The organism is Pseudomonas sp. LD120, from assembly GCF_009861525.1.
In the GTDB taxonomy this organism is placed as follows: domain Bacteria; phylum Pseudomonadota; class Gammaproteobacteria; order Pseudomonadales; family Pseudomonadaceae; genus Aquipseudomonas.
Window position 1 is genome coordinate 1,384,337 of sequence record NZ_WVHL01000003.1, and the last position, 20,670, is coordinate 1,405,006.

A 20,670-nucleotide genomic window follows, 5' to 3' on the forward strand; every position below is an offset into this window, starting at 1 on the left:
CTCGTACCGTCGCCCTGCTGGAAGGCGTCCAGACCACCAGGGCGCAGGCGCGGAAATACGACCTCAAGTGGCGTGAATCTGCACGGGTGTACCGTACGCGTTGTTGTCGCTGGCAAGCCTCAGGCGCTCACTGGTAAAGGGAATTACTGTGTTCAGGAACCTGGATGTGTGGGTCTTGCTCTGCACTGAATCTACGTTGAACAACCCAATTCTTTGCTACCACCGCAAAGCCGTGGGCGGCTTTGCCCTTTCCTGCTCATCGGCATGCTCCCGTGAGTTTGTCGCCAGCGTCCCTGTGGGGGCGGTTGGCTTGCGCTTCAACGCGCCCCTCGATCATTAGCTGCACGAAAACTGAATCACCCCCGGTTATCGAGTGAAGGCTCGCACGGTAAGGCATCGACATGAGTGCGCTGCACTGACGAGATGACAAGGATCAATAGTCGCCCATGACGGCGGCGCAACCTGGCAGGGAAGTCGCGCAGTGTCGGATAACAACGCAACACATGGCCGCCCACAGAGCAATCCGTCGGCATCGCCTGCAGCGCAGGCTGCTGCTCGTCCGCAGGAAACTGCAGTCATTGCCGGCTGGAACGATACCCACTACGACTACCCGCTGGACCTGTGCCTGCAACAGTTGATCGAGCAACAGGTGGAGCGCAGTGCGGACGCGGTGGCGGTGCGCTTTGGCGAGCAGACCTTGAGTTTTGGCCAGTTGAATCGCCAGGCCAATCAACTGGCCCACTACCTGCGCGAGCTCGGCATCGGCCCCGACAGTCTGGTGGGCGTGCAGATGGAGCGCTCGCTGGAGTTGATGATTGCCTTGCTCGCGGTCATCAAGGCCGGGGGCGCCTACCTGCCGCTGGACCCGGGCTACCCCGAGGAGCGGCTGGCGCTGATCATCGACGACGCGGCGGTGACCGTTGTGTTGACCCAACAGCGGTTTGGCCAGCGGCTTGAGGCCCTCGACGTTGAAGTGCTGTGCCTGGACGATCCGGAACAGCAAGCACTGCACGAAAATGCGGCCAATCCGTTGTCCATCAATAGCCCCGATGATCTGGCCTATGTGATCTACACCTCAGGCTCAACCGGTCGGCCCAAAGGCTGCATGCTGGCGCACAAGGCGATCTGCAACCGGCTGCTGTGGATGCAGCGTCAATACGCAATTGGGCCAGCGGACCGGATCCTGCAGAAGACCCCCTTTACCTTCGATGTATCGGTCTGGGAACTGTTCCTGCCGTTGCTCAGCGGCGCCTGCCTGGTAATGGCCAGGCCGGAAGGCCACAAGGACGCTCACTACCTGGTGGAGCTCATCAAGGCGCAGCAGATCTCCATCTGCCACTTTGTGCCCTCCATGCTGCGCTTCTTTCTCAAGCACCCGGCGGTCGGTGAATGCCGCTCATTGGGCAAAGTGTTCGTCAGCGGTGAAGCGCTGACCCATGATCTGCTGCTGCAGTGCCGTTCGCTGCTGAGCGCCGAGTTGCACAACCTCTATGGCCCGACCGAAGCGGCGGTTGACGTTACCTATTGGCATGCCGAGCCGCGCGATGACCTGCGAGTACCGATCGGCCGGCCCATCGATAATATTCAGATCCATATCCTCGATGCCCAGGCACGGCCGGTGCCGATCGGTGCCACCGGTGAGCTGTGCATTGGTGGCGTTGGCCTGGCCCGGGGTTATCTCAACCGTCCCGAGCTGACGGCTGAGAAATTCATCCGCGATCCGTTCTCCGATGAACCCGGCGCCAGGTTGTACCGCACGGGTGACGAGGCGCGTTTTCTCGACAATGGCGACATCGAAGTACTGGGACGTTTCGACTCGCAGATCAAGCTGCGGGGGTTTCGCATCGAACTGGGAGAGATCGAGAGCACCCTCAAGAGTCATCCTGCGATCAACGATGCGGTGGTGCTGGTCAAGGACCCAGGGTCGGAAGATCCCAAGCTGGTGGCTTATGTGGTGGCCGAGGGGCTGGACAAGAAAGCGCTGCGCGACTTTGTAAAATCCCGCCTGCCGGAGTACATGGCGCCGAACCTGGTGCACTTCGTCGAGCAGATTCCGGTCACGTCCCACGGCAAGGCGGATCGCCAGGCGCTGCAGGCCGCTGACGGCGCCTCGCCCGTCAGCGCCCAGGCACCGGTGCTAGAGGCCGGGGCGCTGATGGCCTGGTTGCAGGGCTATTTCATTGAGGCCCTCGGGCTTGAGGAACTGGCCGCCGATGACGATCTTTTTGACCAGGGCGCGACCTCCTTTACCTTGGTGCAGGCGGTCCACAGCATTCACCAGCAGTACCAGGTGACACTGCCGGTCGAGATGTTCCTCGAGCAGCCATCCATTGCGGCGGTCACGGCCTATATTCTCGACGCCAAGGGCCTGAGCGCGGATCCCACGCCGGCGGCGATGGCGGCGCAGCCGTTGCCCCGAGCCTGCGCCAGCGATCTGATCGAGCTGCAAGACGTGCGTTTTGATCCTCGTGCCTATTGGCAGACCCGCAGCGCCTCGCCTGCAAGCCTTGAGCGGCTCGCCGGCCTGCTCTCGCTGTTGCGCGAAGAGCCGCTGGACGGCGTGGGTAAATACCTCTACTCATCGGCGGGTGGCCTCAACGCGATCCAGTGCTACCTCTATGTCGCCCAAGGGCGGATCGAGGGGCTGGCGGGCGGCGTCTGGTACTACCAGCCACGGCTCAATCGCCTGCTGCCAGTGCGGGTGCCGGCCACCCTGGATCCGCAGATTCTGCAGCCCCAGCAGCGGGGGCAAATGGTCGAGGCCGGTTTTGCGCTGTTGCTGGTTGCCGAAACCGCCGCCATCACGCCGATCTACAACCATGCCGCCCCCGCCTTGCTGGTGCTCGAAGCGGGTTACATCGAACAACTGTTGCTGTCGCGCCAGGCCGACTTCGACATCGCCTTGACCCCGGCCTACGGCGTTGACGCCGCAGCCATCGTCGATGTGTTCAAGTTGCAGCCCAGCCATCGCTTGCTGCATTGCCTGATCGAGGGTAGGGCGCCGGCCGTTGCGGCTGGCGACGGTCCGTCATTGAGTGCTCACTGGCGCCAGCCCGGCCCCCTGTTCGCCGATTTCCTGGCCGAAAACAACAATGGTTTTGACTTGCCGGGCAAGGAGGCGTTGGCGCAATTGCACCGACAACAGTTGCAGATCCGCAGTGATCTGCCGGAGCAGGGGGCTGGCGTCATCCAGCTGCCGGCCACGCCCATCAGCGCCGACGCCCTGCGGCGGCGAGCTGCTAAGCGGCAATACCGCGATGAGTCCCTGAGCCTGGGGCAGTTGAGCCGTCTGCTGAGTCTGTTGCGGGTCGATCAGGGCCGTGGATGCCTGTACCACGCCGACCCGGCACTGGAGCTGAAGGTCTACCTGTACCTGGCTGAACCCAGCGACCGCCAGGGCGACCGGGAGCAGGGCCCAGCCTCGGGGATCTATCGCTACCACAGTGACAGCCATAGCCTGAGCCGCATCGGCGCAGGCGATCCGCAGGCGTTCAACGGGAGCTACACACCGTTTAACCGCAAGCACGCCCAGCAGGCCTGCTTGCAGCTCTTCATCATCGGCGGGCGAGCCCCGGCCTACGGTGATGAAAGTCGCTACTTCAGCCTGCTCCAGGCTGGGCGAATCGGCCAATTGCTCCTGGAAAAACAAGGCGAGTTCGGCGTGGGGCTGTGCCCCATCGGCTCGATGTATTTCGACAGGGTGCGCGCGGCCTTCGATCTGCAGGAGGGCGATCAACTGCTGCACAGCTTCGTCGGCGGCGCCGTCAGTCAAGCACGTGCGCCGGGCTGGCCACGGCTGGAGATCGACGCTGACAAGCAGATCGCCGTCGGACACTCTACCGCCGAGGCGCTGGCGATCATCGGCCTCAGCGGTCGCTATCCCGATGCCGCCAACCCGCAGGAACTGTGGCAGAACCTCAGCGCCGGCCGCTCGGCAATCCAGAGCGTTGGCCGTGAGTCGCTGCTCGGGGGCGGGGATGACCGTGCGGACTCCACGCAATGGGCGGTGGGCGCACTGGCTGGCAAGCAGCTGTTTGATCCGCTGCTGTTCAATATCACCCCCGCGCAAGCCAGGACCCTGGACCCCCAGGAGCGGCTGTTCCTGCAGACGGTCTGGCACTGCCTGGAAAACAGCGGTTATACCGCCGCGGGCCTGCGGCGCAAGGTCGAGCGGGTCGGCGTGTTCGTCGGCGCGATGTGGGGGGATTACCAGCACCACCAGCCCACCGCCGAGGGTGAGCGAGGCACTTCGTTTCTTTCGGCGATCGCCAACCGGGTGTCGTTCTTCAATGACTTCAACGGCCCCAGCGTCACTGTCGATACGTCGTGCTCATCGGCGATGACGGCGTTGCATTTGGCGTGTACCAGCATTCGCCTGGGTGAGTGCCAGGCCGCGATTGTCGGTGGCGTCAACCTGATCAGCCATCCCTCGCACCTGGAGCTTTTGAGCTCGCTGCAGTTGCTGTCCGACGATGGCCAGTCTCATCCGTTCGGTCGCAATGCCCATGGCTGGGTAGCGGGTGAAGGAGTGGGAGCGCTGTTGATCAGGCCGCTTGCTGATGCGCAACGCGACGCCGATCAGATACTCGGGGTGATTCGCACCACGGCGATCAGCCACAGCGGCAAGACATTTCGTTACGGGGCGCCGAGTGCCGAGCGCCAGGCCGCAGCGATGCGCTGGGTCCTGCAACAGGCGGACCTGCCCGCCGAGGCCATTGGCTATGTGGAGGCTGCCGCACCGGGCGCGAGCCTGGCGGACGGCGCCGAGTTTGCAGCGATCAGCCAGGTTTTCGGCGCCGCTCCTGGCAATACGCCGCTCAGGGTCGGCTCGATCAAGGCCAATATCGGCCACCTTGAATCCGCATCGGCGCTGTCGCAGATCACCAAAGTCCTGATGCAGTTGAAGTACCGGCAGATAGCTCCGACCCTGGGCTGCCATCCATTGAGCCCCTTGATTGGCGCAGAGCATGGCCACCTTGCCATCGCCGACCAGTTGAGCGAATGGCGAGGGCCGCAGCGTGCTCTGATCAACGCCTTCGGTGCCAGCGGCTCTGGCGGTCACCTGATCCTCGAAGCCGCGCCGCCCAGGGCCGCAACGGTGAAGGACGTCGGGCCCTGGCTGTTTCCCTTTACCGCCACGAGCCGTGAGCAGCTCGATCAGTTGCTGGCGGCGTTGGCCGATGATCTGCAGGCGGGGCGCCTGGGGGATGCCAGCCTTGGCGATATCAGCTACACCCTGTGTGTCGGCCGGGTGCCGCTGGAGCATCGCTTGGCGCTGGTGGCGCAGAGCGAGGCGGAATTGTTGTCGCTGCTCGGCGCCGAGCATGACCCATCGGTGCTACGCGGCACGCGGGTGAGTTCGGCGCCACCGGCGGCAAGCGAGGCGGATCTGCACGGACTCGATCGCCCGGCGTTGAACGCCATTGCCCGCCGCTGGATGGCCGGCGACACCAGCCTGGAAGAGATTGCCCAGCATGACCTGCGGCGAGTGGCATTGACGGCATACCCCTTTGCAACGATCGATTGCCATATCGCTGCCCAGCCCCGGGCCGAGGCACCGCAGCCGCCAGCACGGGACGAGACCCTGCAGACAGCGCTGGAAGGCTACCTCACGCGACATTTTTCCAAGGTGTCCGCAATTCCCGAGAGCCGCCTCGACAGTGTCGAAACCTTCGATCGCTACGGCTTGACCTCGTTGATGATCACCACGCTCACCCAGCGTCTGGCACAAGTGTTTGGCGAGTTGTCCAGCACCCTGTTTTTCGAACACCAGAGCATTGCCGCACTGGCGGCTTATTTCGCCAGCGAGCATCAGGCGCGCAGCCGGCAATTGCTCGGGGTCCAGGCCCGTCCCCCGGCGGCCACCCAGGCTGCCCAGACCGCCAGAGCAGCGCAACCGGCTGCTGCCAGCCGACGTCTGGAACCCGAGGAACCGATCGCGATCATTGGCCTGGCCGGGCGCTTTCCCGGCGCGCCGGACATGGAGCGCTTCTGGGACAACCTGAAAAACGCCGTCGACAGCATCAGTGAGATCCCCGCTGAGCGCTGGGAGCACCAGCGCTACTACAGCCGCGACCGTGGCCAAAAAGGCAAGATCAATACCCGCTGGGGCGGTTTCATCGACGGCGTCGATCGCTTTGATCCGCTGTTTTTCAATATCTCGCCGCGAGACGCCGAGCGGATGGACCCGCAGGAGCGGATCTTCCTCGAAACCGCCTGGCACACCCTGGAAGACGCCGGCTACGACCGGGCCGGGCTGCAACGTCACTACCAGGGGAACATGGGCGTGTTCGTCGGGGTGATGCACGGCGAATACCTGCTTTATACCCGCTCCGTCGCGGCCGATTGCAGCGATGACGCAGTGGACTCGTCGTTTGGTTCAATCGCCAATCGCGTGTCCTACGTCTTTGATTGCAACGGCCCGAGCATGGCCGTCGACACCATCTGCTCGTCGTCGCTGACCGCGCTGCACCTGGCCGTCGAGAGCCTGAAACGCGGCGAGTGCCGGCTGGCCCTGGCCGGTGGCGTCAACCTGTCGCTGCACCCCAACAAATATTTCATCCAGTCGCAGTTGACCATGTCGTCCACGGATGGCCGCTGCCGCAGCTTCGGCGAAGGCGGCGATGGTTTTGTACCGGGGGAAGGCGCCGCAGCGGTGCTGCTCAAGCCGCTGTCCCAGGCCCAGGCCGATGGCGACAACATCTATGGGGTGATCCGGGCGACCTCGGTCAACCATAACGGCAGGACCCATGGCTACACGGTGCCGAGCCCCAATGCCCAAGGCGCAATGATTGCCGAGTCCCTTGAAAAGGCACGGATGGACCCCCGTGAGCTGAGTTATGTCGAGGCGCACGGTACCGGCACGGCACTGGGCGATCCGATTGAAATCAGCGGCCTGCAACAGGGCTTCGCCAAACGCAGTGCCGCGCTCGGCAGCGAGGCCGGCCCGTTGCAGCAGTGCGCCCTCGGATCAGCCAAGTCCAACATCGGCCACCTGGAGTCGGCCGCCGGTATCGCCGGTATCGCCAAGGTCCTGCTACAGCTCAAACATCGCCAGTTGGTACCGTCGCTGCATTCGAGCCGGCTCAACCCGGGTATCTGCTTCAGCGACTCGCCGTTCTACATTCCCCAGCAACTGCAAGCCTGGCACCCACCGCTGCTGAATCTCGATGGCCGTGAGCGTCCATACCCACTTGCGGCCTCGGTGTCGTCGTTCGGTTCGGGTGGCTCGAACGGTCACGTGATCATTGCCCAGTACATTGCGCCGCCCAGTGCGGATGCGGATGCGGATGCGGAGGCCGGACAGCCGGCGATCATTGTGCTCTCGGCCAGAACCCCGGCCCAACTGCAACAGCAGGTCGAACGTCTGCTGCAGTTCCTGCAGCGGCGCGACACCGAGGGCGAGTCGCCGCGCCTGGCGGACCTGGCCTTCACCCTGCAACAGGGCCGGGAGGCGTTGGAGTATCGGCTGGCCTTCTGTGCCGACTCAACCGCTGAGCTGCAACAGCGATTGACCCAAGGCCTGGCGCAATTGATCAGCGCGCCGGAGCAATCCGGCTGCTTCGACGGCCTGCATCTGGGCCGGGTGCAAGACCATAAGGCCGCGATGGCGGTGCTGGCCCAGGATGAGGACATGGCGCTGACCCTGGCGGCCTGGGCCGGCAAGGGCAAATATCAGAAGCTGCTTGAACTGTGGGTCAAAGGGCTGACCTTCGACTGGGCGCTGCTGGGGACGCCCACACCGCAGGCCCGGCGGATCAGCCTGCCGGGTTATCCCTTTGCCCGCGAACGGATCTGGGTCTCAGGCGGGTTCCAGTTCCCGCCCCAGGGGCAGCAGGGCGGCGAGGCCCGGCTGCACCCGTTGCTGCATGGCAACGTATCGGATCTGTCACAGCAGCAATTCACCTCGGTGTTCAGCGGCAACGAGTTTTTCCTGCGCGATCATCGGGTCCGCCAGCAGAAGGTCTTGCCCGGCGTTGCCTACCTTGAGATGGCACGCGAGGCAATCAGTCGCTCCCTCGGTGATCTGGCCCCTGACGCAATCCTGAGCCTGGACAACCTGGTGTGGTCGCAGCCGCTGATGCTCAGCGCAGAAGACGCCGATCCCGTCACCGTCGACATCCTCATCGACAGCGTCGACGAGCAGCGCCTGAGCTTCGAGATTCGCCAGCGGCAACCGCAGACGCTGTGTTGCCAGGGTGACGCCGTGTTGCTTGCGCACCGCCCTGAGCCGACGGCGTCCCTGGCGTCGCTGCAAGCCTCGATCCAGGGGCAGCGCCACGAAGCCGATGGCTTGTACCGCGTGTTCGAGGCGATGCAGATCAACTACGGCCCCAGCCATCGGTCGGTTCGCGAACTGTGGGTCGATGGCGATCAGGTGCTGGCTCGGATCGAACTGCCCCAGGCCCTGAGTGCAGGCCTGTCGTCGTACGTCCTGCACCCGAGCCTGATGGACGGTGCACTGCAGTCAACCCTGGGCCTGCTGCTGGCAGAGCAACTCGATCAGCAGGCAGAGCCGCTGCCCAGTCAAACCTGGGTGCCTTTTGCGCTGGCCCGGCTGCAACTGAGCGGCGTGGCGCTGGGTGAGCAGGTCTGGGCCTGGGTACGGCGCGGTGCCCAAGGCACGGAAGGTGGACAGTCGACCTTCGACCTCGATCTCTACAATCAGCGTGGCGAGCATTGTGTGGCGCTGCTGGGGTTGGTCCTGCGGGAAATGAAAGCGCCGTCGCCCCTGGAGGCAATGCTCGAAGACCGTCCGCGGAGCGACAGCTTCCTGGTGGAAAGATGGCACCGGTTCAGCCCCCAGCCGCTGCCGCCGAGCAGCGCTCGGTTGTTGCTGGTGAGCAGCGATGCCCAAGGTCATCGGCAGTTGAGCGCTCGCTATCCGCAGGCGGCTGCGCTGTTGCTGGACGGTAGCGAGTCGATCGACACACTCACCGGGCTGCTGCGCGAGGTCGGACCGCTGGAGCACCTGCTATGGCTGGCGCCGACAGCGTCGGCCGAGGACTACAGCGCTGACGGTCTGATCAACGCCCAAGAGGCCGGGGTGCTGGGCTGTTTCCGCTTGATCAAGGCATTGCTGGGGCTGGGGCTGGATCAACAGCCTCTGGCCTGGACAGTGATCACCCGCGGGGCGCTGACGGTGTTTGGCGAAGCCAGCCCCCTGCATCAGGCCGTCACCGAGCCGGTGGCCCCGGCGCACGCCGGTATCCACGGGCTGATCGGGGTGATGGCCAAGGAATACAGCCACTGGCCGGTGAGGGTAGTGGACCTGCCGGCAGACGACAGCTGGCCGAGCCTGGACCCGCTGTCGTTGCCCGCCGAGCCTCATGGTGATGCGCTGGCCTGTCGTAATGACCTCTGGTACCGCCCGTACCTGGCGCCTTGCCTGGCGCAGGCCGACGCGTCCGGCGAGGTTGCAAGCCTCTACCGCGAGGGGGGGGTGTACCTGGTGATCGGCGGGGCTGGGGGGATTGGCCGGGTATGGAGCGAGTACTTGATTCGCACCCGCAGGGCCCAGGTGGTCTGGCTGGGGCGGCGCGAGCAGGACGAGCGGATCGAGGCGGCGATCAGCGAGCTGGCGCGGTTTGGCCCGGCGCCGCGCTACATCAGCGCCGATGCCGGCCACCACGCCGCACTGCAACAGGCGGTGACGCAAGTCATTGCCGAGTACGGCCCGATTCATGGGGTGATCCACGCGGCGATCCAGCTTGAGGATCAAAGCCTGGCGCGCATGGACCTGCCAAGATTCACCGCCGCGCTGGCCGCCAAGGTCGATGTCTGTGTCCGCCTGGCCGAAGTGTTCGAACACCAGCCGCTGGATTTCATGCTGTTGTTCTCATCGCTGCAGAGCTTCACCAAGTCCGCCGGCCAGAGCAACTATGCGGCCGGCTGCACCTTCAAGAACGCCTTCGGCCGCGGCCTGGCACAACGGCGCGGTTACCCGGTGAAAGTCATCAACTGGGGCTACTGGGGCCATGTCGGCTCGGTGGCCAGCGAAGACTACCGGCGCCGGATGGCCGAAGCCGGCCTTGGTTCGATTGACGGCGAAGCGGCGATGGCGGCCCTGGAAACGCTGCTGGCCGGACCCTTCCAGCAATTGGCGTTCCTGCGCACCTCCCAGCGTTTGAACGACACCTTCAGCCACTTGGCGCTGCCCCGGCATCCCGCCGGGCCTTTCGGTGAGTACGGCCTAGTCCTGCCCGCCGCCTACCCGTCGCAGATCGCCCGGATAACGGGTCACCTGCGGGTGGATCATCAGCAGGTTCGCCGCGCAGTCGAGCAGGCGCAGGCGCACAAGGTCGCCATCGATGAGCTGCAGGCGCGCTTGCTCTACGCCCAGTTGCAGCAAGCGGGCTGGTTCAGTCGCGACAGCGAAAGCCTTGCCCAAATGCAACAGCGCAGCGGCCTGTTGCCGCTGTACCAGCGCTGGATCGACAAGAGCCTGGAGGAACTGGCAGAGCGCGGTTTTCTGCAACTGGAGGGCGACACCTGCCGTGTGGCCGATCCGCAGCCGCTGGCGCTGGATGCCCTGTGGCGCGAATGGGATGAGCAAAAGCCGGCCTGGCTGCAGCAGCCTTGTCTCAAGGCCGAGGTGCTGCTTGGCGAGGCGACCCTGCGGCAATTGCCGCAGATCCTCGATGGCCGGATCGCGGCCACCGACATCCTGTTCCCCGATGCCTCGATGTCGCGGGTCGAGGGTATCTACAAGCACAACCCGCTGTCGGACTTCTTCAATGAAGTGATGCTCGATGCGCTGCTGGAATGTGTCAGGGGCCGGCTGGAGCAGGCGCCCCAGACGCCGATCCGGATCCTGGAGATCGGCGCCGGCACCGGTGGCACCAGCGCGCGGGCCTTTGAAAAGCTGCGCCCCTGGCAATCGCAGATCGGCGAGTACTGCTACACCGACGTCTCCCAGGCGTTTCTGATGCATGCGCGGCAAACCTTTGGCCCGCAGACGCCGTACCTCAGCTATCAGTTGCTGGATGTCGACAAGCCCCTGGCAGAGCAGGGCTTGTCGATCGGTAGCTATGACCTGGTGATTGCTACCAACGTTCTGCACGCCACGCCGGACCTGCGCCGGGCGCTGAAGAATGCCAAGGCCGCGCTCAAGCACAACGGCCTGATTCTGATCAACGAGATTGCCCGCAACGGCCTGTTTACCCACCTGACCTTCGGTCTGCTCAAGGGCTGGTGGCTGTACGACGATCAGCCGTTGCGTTTGCCCGGCGGCCCGGCGCTTGCGCCCAGGCAGTGGAAGCAGATGCTGGAAAGCGAAGGGTATCGGCAGGTGGGGTTCCCGGCCCTGGCCGAGCACGACCTTGGGCAGCAGATCGTCATCGCCCAGAGCAATGGCGTGGTCTGGCAGGATTTGCAGTGCACCCTCGACCCGCCCCGGGTTGCCCCCGTCAGCCAGGCGCGCGTGGCGGCTCAGGCGCCCCGAGCGCCGCAGCCCAGCGTGATCCCGGCGCCGAGTGGCGAAGTCAGCAATGCCCGGCTCAAGGACGAAACGGTGCGTTACCTCAAGCAGGTGGTCGGCGGCCTGTTCAAGATTGCCCCCGAAGCGATTGACGCCCGTGAAGCGCTGGAAACCTACGGCATCGACTCGATCCTGGTGGTGCAGTTGAGCAACCTGCTGCGCGGCGAACTGTCGGGGATCAGCAGCACATTGTTCTTTGAATACCAAAGCATCGAAGCACTGGCGGAGCATTTTGTCGCTTCGCAGAAAGACCGGCTCAAGGCGTTGCTGGGCCTGGACCAGACGCCGGCCGCGGTGCAGCCGCGGGCAGCCGCAACCGTCGAACCGTTGATCAAGCCGGGCAAGCAGCGCTTTGCCGCCAAGGCACCCGAGGCTGCTCCGGCGCTCGCCCGCGGCACTGACGTTGCCATCGTCGGCCTGGCGGGGCGCTACGCCCATTCCAACAACGTTGGCGAGCTGTGGCAGCACCTGAAAAATGGCCAGAGCTGCATCGATGAAGTACCAGCGGACCGTTGGGACTGGCGCCAGTATTTCCATCAGGCTCCGGGTACCCAGGGCCATATCTATACCCCCTGGGGAGGGTTCATCCGCGAGATCGACAAGTTCGACCCGCTGTTCTTTCATCTTTCACCTCGCGAAGCGTTGAAAATGGACCCTCAGGAGCGCTTGTTCCTGGAGGAGGCCTATCACTGCATCAGCGACGCCGGCTATACCCCGGGACGTCTGGCCGAACGGCATCGGGTCGGTGTGTTTGTCGGGGTCATGAACGGTACCTATGCCCGCCAGTCCAGCTACTGGTCAGTGGCCAACCGCGTGTCCTACCAGTTCAACTTCCAAGGCCCGAGCCTCGCGGTGGACACCGCCTGTTCGTCATCGATCAGCGCGCTGCACCTGGCCCTGGACAGCCTGCACAGCGGGGTCAGCGACTGTGTGCTGGTGGGCGGGGTCAATCTGGTGAGTGATCCGGTGCACTACATGGGCCTGAGCGAGATGAAGATGTTGTCGCCGGGTAAACAGTGCAAGGCATTCGGCGCCCAGGCCGATGGTTTTGTCGGGGGGGAGGGCGTGGGCGCCTTGCTGCTCAAGCCGCTGGCGCAGGCCGAGGCTGACGGCGACCGGATCTACGGGGTGATCAAGGGCAGCATGATCAATGCCGGCGGAAAAACCAACGGCTACACCGTGCCCAACCCGCTGGCCCAGAGCCGATTGGTAATCGATTCCCTGGCCCGGGCCGGTGTCGACGCCCGATCGGTGAGCTACGTCGAGGCCCACGGCACTGGAACCGCGCTGGGCGACCCGATCGAAATCGCCGGCCTGGTCCGGGCCTTCAATAGCAGCGGGCAAACGCCTGCCCGGCAGTACTGCGCCATCGGTTCGATAAAACCCAATATTGGCCATTGCGAAAGCGCGGCGGGCATCGCCGGTATCACCAAGGTGCTGCTGCAACTCCAGCACCGCCAACGGGTACCGTCGCTGCACGCCGATCCACTGAATCCGGAGATCGACTTTGCCAACAGCCCGTTCGTGGTTCAGCGCTCGCTGGCCGAGTGGGCTCGGCCGCAGGTGCTGATCGACGGTGTGCTGCAGACCTTCAAGCGCATTGCCACGGTGTCGTCGTTCGGTGCGGGCGGCGCCAATGCCCACGTAGTGATCGAGGAGTACGAAGACCGACGGCCACGACCAGCGATTGCGGTCAATGAGCAGCAACCGGCAATCATCCTGCTGTCGGCCAGGACCCGCGAGCAGTTGCGGCAGCAGGCCGGGCTGCTGTTGGCGATGCTGGAGCAGGAATCCGACGCAATCGATCTGCCCGCGCTGGCCTTCAGCTTGCAGGTCGCTCGCGAGGCAATGGAGTATCGCCACGGGCTGCTGGTCAGCTCGCTGGCACAGTTGAAAGATCTGTTGCGAGACTTTATCGACAGCCAGGCCGGGGACGTTCGCGAGCATCGTCGGCTCAAGGGCGATGAGCAGGCGACGGGCGCCGACATCGGCCACTGGATCGAGCGCGGCGAGTATCGCCGGCTGCTCGAGGCCTGGCTCGACGGCATGACCGTGGATTGGCGGCTGATGTACCCGCAGGGCACGCCGAGGCCCATCAGCTTGCCGGGCTACCCCTTTGCCCGAGAGCGCTACTGGCGCGATCAGCCGTCACTGTCCGGGGCGCCGCTGTCGAGCGAGGAACACCTGCATCCGTTGCTGCAGCGCAACGTATCGGACCTGCGCGGTTTGCGTTACCTGAGCCGCTTCACCGGGCGCGAAGCCGTGCTGGCCGAGCATCAGGTCAATGGCCGGGGCGTCCTGCCGGGCGCAGCGATGATCGTCATGATTCACGCGGCATTGAGCAACGCCCTGGGCGGCGTGGTGCCGGCGGGCCGGGCGCTGGTCATCCGCAACCTGGCCTGGCTCCAGCCGTTCAGCGTCGATGCGGGTAACCGGGGGGAGCTGTTCCTGGAACTGAATCGGCAGGCACAGGACGACCACCAGATCGGCATCTGTTCCTACGATGACGCGGGAGCGCTACAGCTGCATTGTCGCGCCTCGGCCACCACCGCCGAGGTCCAGGCGGCGCACCTTGACTTCAACCGCATCGATGCCCGAGTGGTGGACGTCGAGGCCTGCTATCAGCGCTTTGCGGCGATGGGCATCGACTATGGCGTTGCTCATCGGCGCTTGCTGTCGCTGCTGCGCCAGGGCGATCAGGCACTGGCGCAGGTCGCCCTGCACGACCCGGCGCTGAATGCCGGTCTTGCGCTGCACCCGGCGCTGCTGGATGCAGCCATGCAGGGCGTCATGGCCTTGCTGTTGGATGAACTGGGTGAGCGTCCGGCGTTGCTCATGCCTGATGGGCTGGCTGAATGCACGGTGTTCGGCGCCTGCCCGGCGAGCGCGCAGGTGCAGATCCGCAGGGCCGGGACCACGCCGGGTGGCTATCGCTTTGATCTGGCGCTGTTCGATGAGCACGGCCAGTGCCTGGCGACCCTCGATCGCTTGTCGTTCAAGACGGTGCCCGCTACGCCCCTCGGCGCCCGTACCGGGCTGCTGTGTCACCGACACTGGGGCGACGCTGAACCGGCCGCTGCGCCGGCGGCGCCGAGGATCGCGCAGGTGGTGCTGATACTGGGCCGTTCCGGGGTCTTCGCCGGGTTGGCCGAGCAGTTACAGGCGCAAGGGGTGAGCAGTTGTGTGTTGGCACAGGAGGATTACCCAAGCGTGGCCCTGGCGCTTGCCGAGCAGCTCCAGCCATTGCTGCGCGCGGCGCAGCCGTGCCTGGTGCAACTGCTGGTTCCGGCAGACGATCGCCACGGTTATCGTGGCCTTGGCGGCCTGTTGTGCAGCGCCAGTCGCGAACAACCGGCGCTGATCAGCCAGTTGATAGAGGTTTCGCCGCAGCTCGACAGGCAGCCGCTGCTGGCCCAGTTGTCCGCCGAGGCCGCCGCCCCCGGCGAGTGCCAATTGCGCTATCTGGCCGAGGCCGGCGCGCTGCGGCGCCAGCAACTGAGCTGGCGCCAGCAACCGCTGGGCAGCGCGCCTGCGCCCTGGCGGCCCGAGGGTGTCTACCTGATTACCGGCGGTTTGGGCGGTGTCGGCAGCGTCCTGGCCCAGGCGATCATGGCCGCGGCCCCAGGGGCTCGCGTGGTGCTCTGTGGGCGCACGCCGGCCGAGGCCTCGACAGTCGTCGACAAGCTGGCGCAACTGGGCGCAGGGCTTGTCTACCGCGCGGTGGACCTGGCGGATGCCGAGCAGGTCGAGCGCCTGATGGCCGAGGTCGTCACCGCTTACGGCGGCTTGCACGGGATCATCCATTGCGCCGGGGTCACCCGTGATGGCTTGCTCATGCACAAACGCGAGGAAGACTTTGCTGCGGTGTTCGCCGCCAAGGTCGACGGGGTGCAGCACCTTGACCGCTGCAGTGCCGCCTTGGCGCTGGACTTTTTCGTGCTGTATTCCTCGATCGCCAGCGTCCTGGGCAACGCCGGACAGTGTGACTACGCCGCGGCCAATGGCTATCTGGACGCTTTCGCGAGCCTGCGCAATCGACAGGTCGCCGCGCGAGCGCGACACGGCCGCACCCTGGCGATCAACTGGCCGCTGTGGCTCGAAGGTGGCCTGCACATGAGCGAGGCCGCACGGCGGATTCTGGCGCAAGCTACCGGCATCGAGGCAATGGCCAGTGCCACTGGTCTTCAAGCCCTCTACCAGGCGTTGCACTGCGACGATGATCAACTGATGGTGCTGGCTGGCGATACCGAGCGGCTGGCTGCGTTGCTGAGCGGCGCCCCCGCACCGGCAACGCTGCCGGCCCCCGCGCCGGTCGACGTTGAACACCTGCTGGGCTGGCTGCGCCAGTTGCTGGCCAGGACCGTGAAAATTGCCCCGTCCCGGCTGGATGATGAGGTGCCGTTTGAGCAGTACGGCATCGACTCGCTGATGATCATGGAAATGACCGCCGCCCTGGAAAAACGCTTTGGGCCGCTGTCCAAGACCCTGTTCTTCGAGCACCCCAGCCTGCAGCAGATGGCCGATCACCTGGCCACTCGGCTGCCGTCGATCAGCCAGGTGGCGGACCAGGGGCGGTTGATAGTGCAACTGCGCAGCCTGCTGGCGAGTGCCGTGAACAGGCCGCTGGAACAGATCGATGACCAGCGGTGCTTCGAGAACTACGGCCTTGATTCGCTGGGCATCCTCGGTCTCACACGGCGTCTGGAAAGTCGTTTTGGCGCTCTATCACCCGGGTTGTTGTTCGAGTATTCCAGTGTGCGAAGCCTTGCCCGGTACCTGGAATCCAGGGGCCGCGTGGCTGCCGAGGCTGTTGCGTCGCCGACAGCCACAGCCAGCGCCCATACCCCCCAGCGGCGGCTGTTCGAGCAGCCACTGCAACCGCTTCAGCCGGCCGTGCCGCGGCGGGACGACGTAGCGATCATCGGCCTGGCCGGGCGCTACCCGGACGCCGACGACCTCGAGGCTTTCTGGCAGAACCTCAGCCAAGGCAAGAACAGCATCAGCGAGATTCCTTCCGAACGCTGGGACTGGCGGGACTACTACAGCAGCAACCGCGCCGAAAGCGGGGTGCACAACAGCAAATGGGGAGGCTTCATTGCCGGCGTCGATCAATTCGATCCGCTGTTCTTCAATATTTCGCCATTGGAAGCCGAACTGATCGATCCTCAGGAGCGGTTGTTTCTGCAAACCGCCTGGTCGGCCATGGAAGACGCCGGCTACAGCCGCCAGGTCGGCGGCGAGCAAGGCGGTGACGGCCAGCAGGTCGGCGTCTATGCCGGGGTGATGTACAGCGAATACCAACTGCTGGGCGCCGAAGCCAGCCTGCGCGGCCAGCGCATGGGCTTTGCCGGCTCCAGCGCGAGCATCGCCAACCGGGTGTCGTTCTGCCTCAACCTGCAGGGCCCGAGCCTGGCGGTTGACTCGATGTGCTCCAGCTCACTGACCGCCATCCACCTGGCCTGCCAGGACCTGCACAGTGGTCGCACCTCGATGGCCATTGCCGGCGGCGTCAACCTGACCCTGCACCCCAACAAGTACCTGATGCTCAGCAGCGGCCAGTACATCTCCAACCAGGGCCAGTGCGCCAGCTTCGGTGAGGGGGGGGACGGCTACGTGCCGGGCGAGGGCGTTGGCGTGGTGATCCTCAAGCGGCTGGCGGATGCGCAGCGCGACGGCGATCAGATCTACGGGCTGGTCAAGGGCAGCTACCTCAACCATGGCGGCAAGAGTACCGGCTACAGCGTGCCCGACCCCCGGGCGCAACAGGCCGCGATCAGCGGGGCACTCAAGGAGGCGCAGGTGCCCCCGGCCGCCATCAGTTACATCGAGGCCCATGGCACCGGAACCCGCCTGGGCGACCCGATCGAGATCGCCGGCCTGGCCAACGCCCTGGGGGCTCGTCCCCCTGGCCAGACCTGCTGGATCGGTTCGGTGAAGTCCAATATCGGTCACTGTGAAGCGGCGGCGGGTATCGCCGGCCTGACCAAGGTGCTGTTGCAGCTCAAGCACGGAAAACTGGTGCCGTCGCTGCATTCACAGACCCTCAACCCCTTTATCGACTTTGCGGCGACCCCGTTCGAGGTCAACCAGCACCTGCGCGAATGGCCACGGCCCGTGCACGGTACCGAGCCGATGCCGCGCATCGCCGGTATTTCCTCCTTCGGCGCCGGCGGTGCCAACGGCCATCTGATCATTGCCCAGTACGAGCAGGCAAGACCTGCGCCCGGCCAGGCTGATCGGCCTGAAATGATCCTGCTGTCAGCCCGCGAGCCCGAGCAGTTGCAACAGATCGCCCGCCGGTTGCTGGCCAGCCTGGAACACTCGACGGTTACCCCCAGCCTGGCGGCGATCGCCTACACCCTACAGGTCGGTCGCGAGGCGATGGAGCATCGAGCAGCGTTGATCACCGGTTCGACGGCGAGCCTGTGCGATGCCCTGCGCAGCTTGGCCACGGGTGACCGCCGTGGTTGGATCTGCGCTGAAGGTGCTACCGCCAGCGACCGGGTCGAGGACTTCAAGAGGCGTTTCCAGACGCAGTGGCGCGAGCAACTGGTGCGCTATTTTGTCCATCGCGAGCAACAACCGCTGCTGGAGCTGTGGAGCGCGGGGCTGCGTATCGACTGGGCCGCGCTGTGGGCCGCCAGCGGCGAAGCACGCCAGCGCATCAGTCTGCCGACCTATCCCTTTGCCACCAGCCGCTTCTGGGCGCCCACCGGCGCCGCTCCCCGGCCTTCGCCACCCGCGGCCTTGGATCCGCTGCTGCGGCACGACGGTGCGGCCTCTGGCCGTCAGCAGTTCAGCCGCGTCTTGCGCGGAGATGAACCCTGGCTGCGGGACCATCAGGTCGCCGGGCGCAAGACGCTGGCCGCTGCCGTCTGCCTGGAGATGATCAGGGTGGCGGTGACCCACGCTCGCGCCGATGGCAGCGCGCAGGCGATGGTCATCGAGGGGCTCAACTGGCTGGCGCCGCTGACGGTTGAAGGCACACCGCGCCGCCTGCGGATCGATCTGGAACCGGTGGATGGACAGACCACGGTGACCTTGTTCAATGACGAGGGCGATCAACCGCTGGTGCACTGCCAGGCCCGGGTCGTGGACGGCGTGCAGCCGGCTGTCGAGCGGCTGGACCTGGCGCACTGGCGCGCTCGCCATTGGCAACGGCGGCTCGAGCGCGACGAAGTCTATCGACTGTTTGAGCAGATGGGCCTGGCCTACGGTGCCAGTCATCGGGCCATTGCTCAGTTGCTGATCGCAGAGCAGGGCGCTCGGCGCCAGGTGCTGGCGCAACTGAATCTGGAGGGCGTGGCGCCCGACGGTGACTGGTGGCTGGAGCCTGGGATCACCGACGGCGCGCTCCAGGCGGCGATTGGCATACTGCTGCCCGTTGACGACCGCGCCGCGGCGCCGTTGTCATTGTTGTTGCCTTTTACCCTGCAGCGGCTGGAGATCATTGCGCCCTGTCAGCGTCGGATGTGGGCATTGCTGCAGCACGATGGCGCCGGGAGCCCGGGCGGGCGGATCGATATCGACCTGTGTGACGATCAGGGGCAACTCTGTGCACGCCTGGTTGGCCTGAATTCACGGCCGCTTGCCGCAGAACGAACGACACGGCCGGACGCGACGGGTGTTCCCCAGGATCAAGTGCTGCAGGTACTTGCCCCGATCTGGTCGGTGCTCGAGGCACCCTCCAGCCAGCCCCGGGACACCCAGGGCGCGACGCTGATCTTCGGCGCGACCCCGGCCCGACGCCCGGCATTGGCCGACCTCTATCCGGACGCTGTGCTGGTGCCCCTGGCGGACGCCTCACTGGCCGACTATCAGGCCCCATTGCAGGCTCACCCCGGGTTGGCCGAGGTGCTGTGGCTGGCGCCGGCCGCCGCCGACCACGGCGTTGATGGACCAGGATGGGACGCGGCACAACGGCACGGCGTCGTGGCGCTGTTCAGGCTGATCAAGGCATTGCTGAGCCAGGGCTACGGTCAGCAGCCGCTGGTATTGACCCTGATCACCGATCAGGCGATCAGCACCCGTCCCGGCGAGCCTTGCCGCCCGGATCACGCCGCGGTGCACGGGTTGGCAGGTGCATTGGCCAAGGAGTACCCGCACTGGCGAGTGCAACTCGCCGACCTGGCTGATGAGCAACTGTCGTGGTTGCCTCGGGCGCCGTTTTCCGGGGTCGCTTCCGGCCAATTACTGGCGCTGCGCCAGGGCCAATGGTGGTTCCGGCAACTGGCTCGGGTGGTGGGGCAGACCCCGGCCGCCGGCCGGCCGGTGTACCGGGACGGTGGTGTCTACCTGGTGATTGGCGGGGCCGGGGGGATTGGCGCGATGTGGAGTCGTCAAGTGATCGTCCAGCACCGCGCGCGGGTGATCTGGCTCGGGCGCCGCCCACTGGATACGCAGCGTCAAGCCAGGCTGGACGACCTGACGGCCCTGAGCCTCATGCACGAGGCTCCGGCGCCGGTGTACCTGCAAGTCGATGCCACCGACCCGCAGCAGTTGGTCGAGGCCAAACAGCAGATTACCCGGCGCTTTGGCCCGATCAACGGGGTGGTGCATTCGGCGGTGGTGCTCAAGGATCAAAGCCTGGCCAACATGGACGAGCAGACCTTCTGCCGCGTGCTGGAGGCCAAGGTTGGTACCAGCGTGGCATTGGCCCGGGCGTTCGCAGACAACCCCGCGGCGCTGGATTTTGTGCTGTTTTTCTCGTCGATGATGTCGTTCAGCACCGCCGCTGGCCAAAGCAACTACGCGGCCGGCTGCACCTTCTGTGACGCCTTTGCCGATCGACTCAGGGCTGACTGGGCGTGCCCGGTCAAGGTCATCAACTGGGGTTACTGGGGCAGCGTCGGCACCGTCAGCGATGAGCGTTATCGCGAGCGCATGAGCGCGCTCGGGCTGGGCTCCATCGAGCCCGAGGACGGCCTGCCGGTGCTTGAGCAACTGCTTGGGGGGGCAATGGATCAACTGGCGCTGCTCAAGCTCATGCCCGCAGAGCAGGTCGACGGACTCGATAGCCTGGCCGGGTTGCTGGGCACCGAGCAACTCACGCTCACTGCGCACACCCGCGGCGCCATGGCGGCGATGCAAGACAGATTAGGGGAACGGCTGGCGGCGTTGGCGGCAATAACGTAACGCCCAGAGGAAACATCCATTTACCCACCGCACCAGCGTCACAGGGAAGTTCAAGC

The 20,670-nt window shown here is 65.3% G+C and carries 1 protein-coding gene; it reads left to right on the top strand.

Annotation, left to right across the window (positions count from 1 at the left end; translation table 11 throughout):
• Nucleotides 1–481: 481 nt before the first annotated feature.
• Nucleotides 482–20,614 (top strand): amino acid adenylation domain-containing protein, encoded by a 20,133-nt coding sequence (locus PLD_RS12535; protein WP_159893008.1) that lies wholly within the window; start codon nucleotides 482–484, stop codon nucleotides 20,612–20,614.
• The last annotated feature ends 56 nt before the right edge of the window (nucleotides 20,615–20,670 follow it).